The organism is Okeania sp. SIO2C9, from assembly GCF_010672455.1.
Lineage (GTDB): Bacteria > Cyanobacteriota > Cyanobacteriia > Cyanobacteriales > Microcoleaceae > Okeania.
On the sequence record NZ_JAAHGO010000049.1, the window covers coordinates 1 to 13722 of the forward strand.

The following is a 13722-nucleotide window of genomic DNA, read 5'->3' on the forward strand; positions in this document are numbered from 1 at the left end:
TAGAGGGTCGAGGTGGTAATATTTCTATTAACGCAGAAGGGGTTTTTCTGGATACAGATAGTCAAATTACTGCCACTTCAACTTTGGGCATTGACGGTACAGTTGAACTTAATACTCAAGTAGACCCTACTCAAGGAGTGGTCAGATTATCTGCAACAGTCATAGACGCTGATTCATTAATGGCCAACAATATATGTGCCCCGACTCAAGCCCAAAAAGAGGGTAATTTGTTTGTGATTACTGGTCGGGGGGGTCTACCACCAGATCCAACTCAACCATTAACAGTATTGAGAGGAACAGTAGAATGGGAAACGAACACTCATATAGGTAAATATGAGAACACAACAAGGATCGTTTCTCATCACAGACAACCAGTAAAAGTTTACCATCGCCCACAGAGTGCAGATTTACCAGAAATTAATCAGGTTCAAGGTTGGGTAATGACCGAAAATGCTACAGTGAGGCTGACATCGACCTCAACTATAGTTAATTCAGCTAGTCCACAATTAATTCATCCTAGCTGCTATCTTTATTACTAATCAGAGCATTTAGAGATATACAAAATTTTACACTCTCACATTTTTTTCTGGATTTGATATTAGGAAAATTGTTAGACATAATATCATATTTTATAAGATACTGACAATAAAGCTTCATGGTCAAGCTAACCGCATCCTAAAAATATTTCTGGCGCAAAACACAAATATAGTAAGGAACCAGTAGGTGTTTGACATAGACGAATAATTAACCTTAGACAGGGAAATGTTTTTCTTACTGTTGCCTCACAGGAGTGCGCATTCTCTCTTTTGGTCCGTTGGATATGGCGAGGAACCCGAAGAATGCAGAGCTGCTCCGCTAATGGCATCCCACCCTAGTGCCGCTACGCGGAAGTCATAAGTCATAAGTCATAAGTCATAAGTATTGATTGGTAAGGCTTTTAGGATTTTGTAACTGGTCAGTTATTTCCGCCATTCTGCACTAGGGGAAGCTTCCCTTTCCTAAGTAATGCTACGCAAACATGTCGCTGACAGTCAAAACGCCGACATGAAAAGCTTTAGCTACTCTCCGTTAACATAGTTGTGCGCTAGCTTTTAGCAGAAGCTCTGCGAAGCGCAAAACGACCGCTTGCGTCTGTCGCCGATGCGGGGTCGCACCGCTGTTCCCTGCTATACAAACATAGATTTTTTTGTAACTAATTATACAAAAGGATAATTAGTTCAATTCTTGAGGTGCATTAATATGACTATATTTGTGTTCAATGTTTATGATACCAATTTGGAAAAATAATGTGACGAAGAATCAGGACAATTAAATGACTTTATAGGAGATGTCCCTTGGAGTAAAAATATCAATTCCGACCTAATAAATGGTATCAAAGCTATTTATTATGACTCCTGACTTCCCTTCCTGGGAAAGGTTAGGGGTGGGTTTACTCCTAAGAAATAACCTATTTATTTGTAGCAAAAATTTATTGATTTAGTATAACACACTCCATTGTTACCGAAAAATTGTGGGTATGTGCCTCCCCTTTTAAGGGGATAATAAGCGGTCGATCTTCGGAGCTTCCCGTAGGGTGGGATGGCACCGAAACCTGCGGCATTCTCCAATCGACTCCTGTGAAGAAAAATTTTCATCTCTTTGTCAATCCTCTTCTTTTCAAGGAGAGGTAATGATTCATTATTCATTATTCATTATTCATTATTCATTATCATTTTCTTTATGGGTTTAATACCCCACCGTCTACACGGTGTTCAAAATTACTTGGGGTTAGAATCCCCATGTAATTTCTCTCCTGTCTCCTGTCTCCTGTCTCCTGTCTCCTTCTTCAATAATTGTTGAAAGTGTGTGATGGCCAAACTTCTATAAATGCTGGAATATAGCGCTACGCGCAAGGCAACAGCTCCGGAAGGCAATAGGGGAATACAAAAGGGTTTGCTGCTTCTATTCATGTCAAGCACCTTAATGCGTAGAACTATACATAATAAATGGTGTCGCCACATACTCTACTTTTTCTATCAATCAACCGTCTCTAAGTTAGCAAATTTATCATTATTTTCTCGGTTGAATATTAGGGAAATAGAAAAAAAAGAAGTATAACTATGGATAAAATAGCCCAATGATGGGTGAGACATTTCACACCCTTATAAAATTATGTTGGGTATTTTATGTTGGGTCTTAACACTAAGCCATGAAAGGACACTATAAAAAAAATTTTATTATTTCGATGACCATATTTTATTATTTGCTTAGGCAGGACCTCAACCTCAAAAAAAAGTTATGATTGTCTGGATAATAATTCTTATTTCTTTGTCTTATCTTTCTGTTTCTGAACCTGCCACTGCTCAAACAACTCCTAGACCAGTTAACCCTAACCCTCAACCTATACCACAAGTAGAACCATTACCTCCACCAGATGATTTACTCCAACCTCCACCAGTACCATCTCTATCTCCCCAGTCACCTCCTCTGCAAATTCCAGGTAAAATTACTGTTACCCAATTTGTAGTTGTTGGTAGTACAGTTTTTAGTTCTACAGAATTGGCGGAAATTCTTGAACCTTTTACAGATCGTCCTATTTCTTTTGCCGAATTATTAGAAGCACAAACAGCAGTAACTCAGCTATATTTCGATGGAGGATATGTTACTTCTGGGGCATTTATTCCCCCACAAACTTTGCAAGATGGTACAGTTACAATAGAAGTGATAGAAGGGATAGTTGAAGTAATTGAAATTTCGGGGTTAAAACGACTTAATTCTGGTTATATTCGCAGTCGAATTGAATCTGGTATTAAAACGCCTTTAAATCAAGATGATTTATTTCAATCTTTACAGTTACTTCAGCTTGACCCTTTAGTTGAGAGATTATCTGCTAATTTAACAGCAGGTTCTCGTCCTGGTTTGAGTAGGTTAGAGGTTGAGGTGGAAGAAGCACCTGCTTTTTTTGCTCAACTTTCTGCTGATAATTTACGCTCTCCTAGTGTGGGTACTGTTCGTCGTCAAGCTCAACTTTCTCATAGTAATTTGACTGGGTTTGGCGATCGCCTAAATGCAACTTATTACAATACAGATGGTAGTGATACTCTTGATGACTTTAGTTATACTATCCCCATTAATGCTAAAAATGGAACTATTAGTTTACGTCATCGTCGCACCAGTAGTGAAATTATTGAAGATCCTTTTAATGAACTAGATATTGAAACAAATTCTCGCACTTATGAGATGAGTTTTCGCCAACCTATTTATCAAACTCTTAGTAAAGAAATTGCTTTGGGTTTAACAGGTTCAACAGAAGAATCAAAAACTACTCTTTTTGGTGAACCTTTTCCGGGTTCTGTAGGTGCAGAAGATGATGGGGAAATTAGAATTTCTTCCGTTCGTTTTTTTCAGGAATATACTTCTAGGAGTACCAATGATGTGTTTGTAGCACGGTCAGAATTTTCTCTAGGAATAAATGCTTTTGATGCTACTGTTAATGATCAAGCTCCAGATGGGAGATATTTTTCTTGGCGGGGACAAGCACAATATTTACGTTTATTTGCACCAGATACAGTTTTTTTAATTAGGTCAGATATTCAATTAGCTCCTAGAAGTTTGTTTCCCCAAGAACAGTTTAGCTTGGGAGGTGGATTAAGTGTGAGGGGATATCGTCAAGATGCTTTACTTGGTGATAATGGTTTGTTTATTTCTAGTGAGTTTCGGTTTCCTATTCTGCGGGTGCGAGACTTGGATGCTACTTTACAATTAACTCCTTTTGTTGATTTTGGTACTGTTTGGAATAGTAATGAAGTTGAATTGGTAGAGGAAACTTTATCTTCTGTAGGTGTGGGTTTAAGAATTCAAGTAGGAACTCGTTTTTCGGCTCAATTAGATTGGGGAATTCCTTTTGTAGATATAGAGACAAATGGAGATTCATTACAGGAAGATGGCATATACTTTTATCTTAGATACAGAGCTTTCTAATTATTTATTAATTAAATATTCTCGATTTGTTAAGATATAAAAAAAATATTATTAGATAATTGATTGTATTCTGTTTTGAAGAAGGAGTCAGGAGACAGAAGACAAAAGACAGAATCAATTGCTTATGGATAGTCTTCGACACGCCGTCAGGAGAAAGCTATTAAAAAAATACTATAGGAATAGGGAATAGGGAACAGACAATGGGCAACGGGCAACAGTAGGAAAAATATTTCTCTGTCTAAGGTTTATCATCAACATAAATCAAACACCAACTCGTTCTTTGCTATACAGCGCTTTTGCTCATTGATGAACCACATCTTCACACATCAAACGTTGTAGGGACATTCCATGGAACGTCCCTACTAGACATCTGGTAATAATAAAAAATCAATATCTATATCGTACAGAAATTATCAATTCTTTCCCCCTACTGCCTACAGCAAAGCTGCCTACTCCTTCTTTTCTGGAGATTTCTACTGTGGTCTACCCAAATGAAAACTGCTGTATACTAATAAGTAGTCGTGCAAAATAAATTTCCTAGTTGAGATAGGGAACAGGGAACAGGGAACAGAAAGTCAAATAGGATGTGTAATTAATTTTGCATAGGAACTTACCAAATTGAGAAATGTTTGCTACAAATAATTTTTTAGATTTTAGGTGGTAGGTTTTAGATTTTAGGTGGATTATTAGTTATTTACTAGCCAGTTTATTTGTAAAATTCTTTTTTTCATGCATGGTATAATTTTATCCACAATTAAGATAATACTATTTGCCAAAAAATATAAAATTTTATGCTTTGCCGAAAAATTGTGGTTTCAAGCCTCCTCTTTTAAGAGGATGATTTGAGTCAATCCTATCCGTTTTAAAGGAGAGGTAATTATTAATTGTTAATTATTAATTATTAATTATTAATTGTTGAACTATTCTGTAGCAAATATATGCTTAAAATTTTTCTTATTTCTTCTGCCTTCTGCCTTCTGCCTTCTGCCTTAATTTTAGGTATTCAAGTCAAACAAGTTCAGGCAGTTTACCTGGATAATAATCTAGTTAAAAAAAGTAAAATAAATGGGGATGTACTAACTCAAGCACCGACAACATCAGCTAGTAATTTAGAACTACAAGCACAAAAATTATTTGAAAAAGGAGATTTTTCTGCAAGTATACCTCTTTTAGAAGTAGCTATTGATAATTATGCCACTCAAGGAGATAATTATAGTCAGATCAGAGCGCTAAGAAATTTAGGTTTAGTTTATCTCAAACTAGGAAAATGGCAAAATGCTGAAGCAGCCTTAAATAATTGTTTAAATTTAATTCAACAAATATCAAATCTTCAAAAAACTGAAAAAATTACGGCTAGTGTTCTAGAAGTAAAAGGTCAATTAAAATTATCTATTGGTCAATCAGAAGCAGCTTTAGATACTTGGAAAGAAGCCAGTGAAATTTATGAAAAAATTGGTAATTCTTTAGGGTCTACTCGTAGTGTCATTAATCAAGCTCAGGCTTTACAAGCTTTGGGTTTATATTCTCAAGCATTTAAACAGTTAACAAGAGCTAAACAAAATCTGGAAGAACAACCAGATACAATAATTAAAGCAAAAGCACTACAAAGTTTAGGTGATGTACTTCGAGGAATAGGTCAACTATCAGAATCTCAAAAAGCTTTAGAATCTAGTTTGGTAATAGCAGAAAATTTACAAGCAACAGAAGAAATTGCCATAATTTTGATTAGTTTAGGTAATACATCTATCCTTTTAGATAATCCCCAAGCGGCTAATTTATTCTATGAACGAGCTATTCAGGAATCACCTATAGTAGAAATTAAAATTCAAGCAATGCTAAATCAGTTAAATTTAGCTATCCAACAAAAACAATATTTAACTGCCACAGAATTAGTAACAAATATAGATAATTCGTTAAATCAATTATCTGCTTCTCAACCAGGTATTTATGCCAGAATTAATCTGGCTCAGAACTTAATAGAATTAAGAAAAGTAGTCTTGGCAAATGGTAATAACAAACCATTATATTCACCAGTTAAAATTGCTGATTACTTAGTTATAGCAGTACAACAAGCAAGAAATTTAGGAGATGCAAGAGCAGAATCTTATGCTTTAGGAACTTTGGGAACTTTATATGAAAATAATCAGCAATGGAATGAGGCTAGAGAGTTAACAGAAAAAGCTTTAATTTTGGCTCAAAGTATTAATGCCGCTGATATTGTTTATCAGTGGGAATGGCAATTAGGTCGGATTTTAACAGTTACAGGAAATAAAAACGAAGCGATAGTAGCTTATTCTCAATCAGTAAAAACTCTCCAAGCTTTGCGGAGTGATATAGTTGCTATTAGTTCAGAATTAAAGTTTGATTTTCGAGATAGTGTCGAACCTATTTATCGTGAATTAGTCGAGTTACTTTTAGAACCTTCTACTCCCGGAAAACAAGATATTAGTCAAAAAAATTTAAAACAAGCACGACAAGTAATTGAAGCTTTACAGTTAGCTGAACTAGATAATTTTTTTCGTAATGCTTGTTTAGATGCCAAACCTGTAGAAGTAGACCGCGTAGACAAAAATGCAGCTATTTTCTATACAATTATTTTGCGCGATCGCTTGGCAGTGATATTAGCTATACCAGAAAAACCTTTGGTTTATTACAGCACTAAGATATCAAGAGCGGAAGTAGACTCAACAGTTGAAACTATGCTAACAGCTCTAACATTTCCGCAAAAGCGAATTTTTATTGAAAATTATCGGGAACCTGCTGCAGAAGTCTATAAATGGCTAATTCATCCTGCTGAAGAGCTATTGGGAGATAATAAGATAAAAACCTTAGTATTTGTATTAGAAGGAAGGTTGCGAAGTATTCCTTTAGCTAGTCTTTATAATGATGATAGTCAGGAATATGTAATCCAGAACTATAATGTGGCGATCGCTCCTAGTCTAGAATTAATCGATCCTAAACCACTAGCACGAAATAAACTAGAAGTACTAGGTATGGGAATAACTGAAAGTCGTCAAGGTTTTCCACCGCTGCCAAATGTGAGACAAGAGTTAGAAGATATTCAAGCTCAAACTTCTAGTGAGATTTTGCTAAATGAGTTGTTTACAGAAAATGAAGCTAATACCGAAGTCGCTGATACTCCTTACCAAGTAATTCACATTGCAACCCATGGCGAATTTAGTTCTAATGTTGAAGATACATTTATTCTGACCTGGGATGATAGGATTAATGTTGAAGAGTTACGAAGTATGATTAAATCTGGGGTTCAACAAACCCGTCCTGTAGAATTATTAGTATTGAGTGCTTGTCGTACTGCAACTGGAGATGAGCGAGCAACATTGGGGTTAGCGGGAGTTGCAGTCAGAGCAGGGGCAAGAAGTACCATTGCTAGTCTGTGGTATGTGAGTGATGAAGCAACTGCTGTGCTGATGAAAAATTTATATGAACAGTTGATAGACTCAAAAATTACTAAGGCAGAAGCTTTGCGTCGAGCACAACGCAAAATTTTACGAGACGCTCAAATAGGAGAGGTAAATTCAGAATTTGATCATCCTTACTTCTGGTCAACTTTTGTTTTAGTAGGGAATTGGTTGTAGAAGTCAAAAGTCAAAAGTTAAAAGTTAAAAGTGAGAAGTTAGAAGTTAAAATTTAGAAGTCATATCATGTCCGGTTGAATAATTAGACTTTGGTGGAAGAAAGGCAGAGGACGGAAGGCAGAATACGGAATGGTTTCCTGCAATTTTAACCTAATTCTATACACAAACGATGCTACCAGACATGATATCAGGAATCAGGAGGAAAGAAAAGGTTAGAAGGGAGAAAGTTTTTTTATCGTGCTATTATCCGGACATGATTATAAAAATAAAAAAAGAATGCTACGAATAATAGCGCTGGTGATTTGAGGTATGATATCTTGTCCGGATAATTACTGATAGAACTCAATTCTGCGCTCCACGTTTTCGGTGCGGAATGCTGCACCTGACCTGTCGCGTAGCGTTAACGTGTGTTGTGCGCCAGTTAAACAAAAAACTTTCTTCCCTACTGACTCCTAACTTTTGACTTCTACCTTCTGACTTCTGACTTTTGACTTTTGACTTCTAACTTCCTCCAATAGCTTCTGAGAGAAAATCTGCTGTAGATTTAACTATGGCGATCGCATTCTCATAAACCATTCTCGTTGGCCCCAAAACTCCTACACTTCCCAGTGGAGTTGTCCCATTTCCATAAGTTGCAGAAATCAGGGCACAACCTTGGATGGGTTCTAGAGGATTTTCTGAACCTATTCTGACTGTCACCTGCTTATCTGTACTGGGGGCTTCAAATATTAAAGGCCATAACTGCTCCTGTTCTTCTTCTAATAGTTGAATAATAGTTTGAACCTGTTGCAGTTTAGAGAATTCTGGTAAACGCAATACTTCTGCTATACCACTAATCATAATCCTAGTATACTCTGGTGTCTGACAACGGAGAGCTAAATTTTCCAACAGATTTTTGATTGACTCAGCATACTTCTCAAACTCCCGGTCTAGCTCCGTCCAATCTAATGAAGATAATTCCCCTATTGCTCGTCCTCGTAGTTGGCTATTCAAAAAATTTGATAATATTTGTAACTCTCTGTCAATATCTTCTGGGTCAGGCAGTACAGAATTATCTGGTAAATCCTTGCCATGTTTTTTCTGATTTACAGCCCTCAAGTCCATCATCAGAGACTGAGTTTCATAGGTATTTGTCACCACAATTAACATGATTTTTTCTGCTTCCACTTGTACCAGTTGTAGATGTCGTAACTTAGCGGTAGCAGCTTGAGGCATTGTCACTAGGGTAATATAACCACTCAGAGTAGCCAAAATTTGAGCCGAACCTTGAAGTATGGCCTCTAGGCGACTTTCTGGCAAATTCAATTGTTTTTGTAAAAGTTCTTCAACTTCAAAAGCCAGAGTTTCTGAAGGTTTCATTAATTGGTCAACATATATTCGGTATCCTGAGTCCGAAGGAACTCTTCCAGCTGAAGTATGAGGTTGATATAAAAGTCCTATTTTTTCCAGAAAGCTCATCCCATTGCGAATTGTCGCTGGACTAACACTGAGATTGTACTCTTCTGCTAGAGATTTGGAGCCAACTGGTTCTGCCGTTGCAATATAATGACGAACTGTTGCCCATAATATATGTTGATGACGATTATTAAGATTAACTTGCAGTGACATGGACGTAGAGAAAGTATATTAGGTAAAGTGCCAGACAATAGCAAAAAATATGATGTTAGTTAATCATAACACCAAAGTTATTTTTCTTTATATAACTTATACTTCGTTATTATCTACTCATATTGATCTTGATTTGTAGATAGCAAGATAAACTTTATCAATTTAAATCTAAAATACTTAATCCTTGAATAAGGTGGCAATTTATATTTTTTATTTACTTTGTAGATACACCAGCGCGAAGTGCTATTAGGTTCAATTAGATCAAAAGATGGTAGGTCTTATATCATCTCCGGATAATTAGCGATGGAACTCAGTTCTGTGCTCCGCGTTAACGCAGTTTTGCGCGAGCAAACAAAAAAACTTTCTCCTTCTCCTGCTCTTTCTTCCATCTTGACTCGGTCTTCCTCCGTCGTTTATTTATAACTGCTCAACCACACATGATATTAGGTGTAAAAAAATTTACTACGCCACCTAAAACCTTTGAAGCGTAGCAACTATAAAATGTTGTATATTTCTAAAATTAGAATACCTTAGCTAACTAAGTTCTACCAAAAGCTGAAAGTTCCGAATTCTGATTAATAGCGAGGTATACTTTGATCTACTACCATTGAGTAGGCATCAATACCACCAATAATATTTTTCACATTTGTAAAACCCTGGTTCTTCAACCATTGGCACATTTGAGCTGAACGTATGCCATGATGGCACAAAACTAGAGTTTCTTTCTCATAGTCTAAATGGACATGGATTTGTTCTGACCATTCAGAAAATTTACTTAAAGATAAAACTTGAAAACCTTTGATAGAAGCTATTTCTACTTCTTGAGATTCTCGAACATCAACTAATTGTAAATTTTCAGGAATACCATTTGTTAAACGGTCTGCTAGTTCTTCGACAGTAATATCTAGTAAAGGCGCTTCGGAAGATTGTTGTGACATTTGAGAAAAATTAATGACTTTACATTGACAATAAAGTTATAGAAAGCTTTTCAACGTTAACTATAATTTTTAGCTGAATATATAGCATTTTCTTTTATTTTAGTCAAGCATAAAAGTTTTTGATGTTTTTGGTTGCTTATTTTTGATTAAATATTTAGGTTATGAATAAAAGAAAATTGTATGAAATTATCTCCCCAGTTTCCTATTATCTCACCGAACTTGAGAAATTTGTACAAGCTCTATACAAAATACATAACAAAGATCAAAAATCAGAAAACATTACCGAAAAATTGTGGGTATGCGCCTCCCCTTGGATAGGGGATAATAAGCGGTCGTTTGCGCAGCATGACCTAGGATGGGATGGCGAGGTCTCGGAGCTGTCCGACCATCGACTCCTGTGAAGAAAAATTTTCATCTCTTTGTCAATCCTCTTCAATTCATGGAGAGGTAATTATTCATTATTCATTATTCATTATTCATTATTCATTATTCATTATTCATTATTCATTATTCATTATTCATTATTCATTATTCATTATTCATTATTCATTATTCATTATTCATTATTCATTATTCATTGTTGAATGCTTTTCCATAATTCCAAGAAATTTTCTACACAACCGCGCCGAGGACTACTATTGCAAATTAATTAAACTTGTAAATACTTTTGTAAACTATTGATTAATTCTTGGTCTAAATAAGGCTTACTTAAATAGTCATTTGCACCTAATTGTTTAGCTAATATACGATAGGGCTGACTACTACGAGATGTTAACATTAATACAGGCATTTCTGCCATAGAATATTGTTTACGACAACGACTAAGGAATTCAAAACCATTCATTTCTGGCATTTCTACATCACAAATAACAGCTTGAATTTGAGTATGCTGTTGTAGTTGTACTAACCCTTGCCACCCATCTTTAGCTTGCACAATATCATATCCTGCTTTTTGTAAAGTACTGGAAATAGCTTGGCGAGTAGTTAGAGAATCATCAATTACTAGAATAGTTGGTAATTTAGAAAGAGTATACTGTTTAAATTTAGATGTATTTTTGGAAGATTTTTTAGTATTGAATTGTTCTGTTTGTAATGTTTTTTCTAATAATTTAATCCCATCAATAACTGGTACTAAGCTCCCATCTCCTAAAATTGCACAACCATATAAATATGATGGTGCGGTTAAAATATTGCTAAAAGGTTTAATCGTTAAATTTTGCTCCATTAATATTTGCTCAATTTTGATAGCAATTGTATCAGAATCTTCAGATATTAATAGCAACATCACTTTCCCTTGAGAGTTTTTTGTATAAGAATTTTTCCAAGAAGATTCAATAGGTTCTTGTTGAATAATTCCTGGGGCTATGGGATAATTACAATTAAATAAAATTGATGGTGCTATAGATACCTTTTTGCCTTTCCAATAATATACTTTTTCCCTGCGCTCGACTTTAATTTCACTAGGATCAACATATATGATGGCTGCTAAAATATCTAAAGGAATTGCAAATAAATTTCCCTCCATGCGAAAAACCAATAATTTTGTAATTGTTAAAGTCCATGGCAGTCTGAGAAGAAATTTTGTCCCTTGACCAAGTTGGGATTGAATAGTAATATTTCCTTTCAATGATTCTATTTGACTGTAAACTGATTCTAACCCCATCCCTCTTCCTGATAAATCACTCACCTTTTTTGTAGTAGAAAAATTAGGATAAAATAATAATTTGTATAATTGTTTAGTGGATAATTTCGCTGCTTCAGTGACAGAAAAAATTTTCTTTTTTATAGCTAGATTCCGAATTTTATTAACATCTATACCCCGACCATCATCTCGAATTTCTATATAAGTATAATTCCCTTGATAATAAGACTTAATCGTGATTTTTCCTTCTTTTGATTTACCATTACTTTGTCTGATTTCTGGGGGTTCGATACCATGATCGAAAGCATTTCTGACTATATGAACTATAGGATCGTACAATTTCTCTAAAACTGCTTTATCAATTAGAGTATTCATCCCTACTAATTCGAGTTTGACCTGTTTTTGCTTTTGCACTGACAAATCTCTAATCATTCTAGGAAATCGATTCAATAATGATTCCACAGGTAACATTCGAGTTTTTGTGAGATGATTTTGTATTTGCTGTAAGGTTTGTTGTCTTTTTTTGACAACTTGTTGACTTTGCTGATGTAGTAGTTTAATATCATTAACTGCTTCGCCTACTTGAGCAATTTCTTCTAATAGATTTGGTAGTATATTTACTAGGTATGCTAGTTGATTATTCTGAGAATTGGGGGATTTTTTTAGTTGCTCTGGAAAAGTATTAATATCTTGAAGTTTCATCATTAACTGATGAAATTTTTGCCACCCTTTTTCTAAAGTTCCTATTGAAGCTTGAGATTGTTGATTTTGGAGAATAAAACTATTATCTTGAGTGGCTAATTCTCCCAGCAAATTATTCAGCATTTCCAGACGGTTGATATCTATCCTGACACCTAAAGAAGATGAGGATGTAGAAGTAATTTGCTTTTGCTGAATTTGTTTCTTTTGATTAGCAACTCCCGGTGCAGAAACTTGTTTTTGAGAAATATTTACTGATGCGGTCGCACTATTAGATGTTTTGACATTTTCTGTTTCCACTGCAACTTCAGATTTTTGAGGGACAACAGCTTTTACTGCTTGAGTTGGTTGATTAACTTGTTTTCTCTTAGCAGTTGTTTCTACCTTTCGAGATTTGAGTGGTTTTGTTAGTTTGACCAATGTGGCATTTAGATTCCCTCCTTGAGTGCGATCGCCTGCTAATACTGCTTTTTGCCCTGCCCAAAAATCTGCTAGAGCTAGTGTAGCAATTTTTTTTATGTATTTTGGATTTACTTCCAAAGCTTTGATCGTAGTTTGAGCAATAGAAGTAAACCCAGGCAAATTTAGCATAGTCCCTAAAGTTGCAAATACTTCAGCTTGTCTCTTCAGTTCATCTTGAATGGATAAACCACTGTCAGGGCCATTATTTCCAGCCAATAAATTTTCCCAACGATGCAAACCAGAGGGTATTTCTTCTGTAAACAGAAATTTAGTCATATCACCCTCTTCCATCGATACTTCGGGAAATTCTGCTGCTTCTTCTAAAGAATGTCCAAGTTTCTTTTCTATCTGCTCAAAAACTTGTTTGGCCTTAATAATAGAATTCTCTTGGTCGTAGTTACCTGTTTCAATTTGTTTGACAGTAGGCGATCGCAAACAGTCAAAAGCTTGTAGCAGTAGATTTTCTAACTCTAGGTCAAAAACAGTATTTTCTTGATAAAGTGCTCTAATACTATTTTCTAAGTCGTGGGCAATTGTTTGAATTCCCATTAAACCAATACAAGCAGCACCACCTTTAATTGAGTGAGCTGCCCGCATTAGTTGATGCAGTTTTTGGATCTCATGCTCTTGAGAGATATTTATTAATCCTTGTTCAAGAGTCTGTAGTAATTCTGTAGCTTCTTCTACAAAAAATTTGTAGGCTTGATCGTCAATTTCTATCATTATATTATATCAATCTAAATCCATAGGGAACAGGCAACAGGTAAGAAAATTGAAAGTATCATAGTGGGCAAACATTAAGTTTTTGATATTAATC

At 35.3% G+C, this 13722-nt stretch carries 5 protein-coding genes and 1 pseudogene; 3 read left to right on the top strand and 3 right to left on the bottom strand.

Translation table 11 applies throughout. The annotated features are described in order from the left end of the window. The 3 genes and pseudogenes from F6K23_RS27905 to F6K23_RS27915 form a co-directional block, all read left to right on the top strand. Window positions 1-539 (top strand): annotated as a pseudogene (locus tag F6K23_RS27905) (hypothetical protein); the annotation flags it as partial. Window positions 540-2277: 1738 nt separating this feature from the next. Beyond that, complete coding sequence (locus F6K23_RS27910) at window positions 2278-3960, top strand: ShlB/FhaC/HecB family hemolysin secretion/activation protein (RefSeq protein ID WP_293161840.1); 1683 nt, start codon at window positions 2278-2280, stop codon at window positions 3958-3960. A gap of 938 nt (window positions 3961-4898) precedes the next feature. Next, complete coding sequence (locus tag F6K23_RS27915) at window positions 4899-7556, top strand: CHAT domain-containing protein (RefSeq protein WP_293161842.1); 2658 nt, start codon at window positions 4899-4901, stop codon at window positions 7554-7556. A 501-nt stretch (window positions 7557-8057) separates the two neighbouring features. On the opposite strand, the gene F6K23_RS27920 is transcribed toward F6K23_RS27915, so the two are convergent. The 3 genes from F6K23_RS27920 to F6K23_RS27930 form a co-directional block, all read right to left on the bottom strand. Further along, window positions 8058-9158, bottom strand: coding sequence for a heat-inducible transcriptional repressor HrcA (locus tag F6K23_RS27920; RefSeq protein ID WP_367267845.1), 1101 nt, complete (start codon window positions 9156-9158; stop codon window positions 8058-8060). A gap of 581 nt (window positions 9159-9739) precedes the next feature. Next, window positions 9740-10102 (bottom strand): rhodanese-like domain-containing protein, encoded by a 363-nt coding sequence (locus F6K23_RS27925; RefSeq protein ID WP_293161846.1) that lies wholly within the window; start codon window positions 10100-10102, stop codon window positions 9740-9742. 649 nt (window positions 10103-10751) lie between these two features. Next, entirely contained in the window at window positions 10752-13628 is a 2877-nt protein-coding gene (locus tag F6K23_RS27930) for a response regulator (RefSeq protein ID WP_293161848.1), read from the bottom strand. Window positions 13629-13722 lie beyond the last annotated feature (94 nt).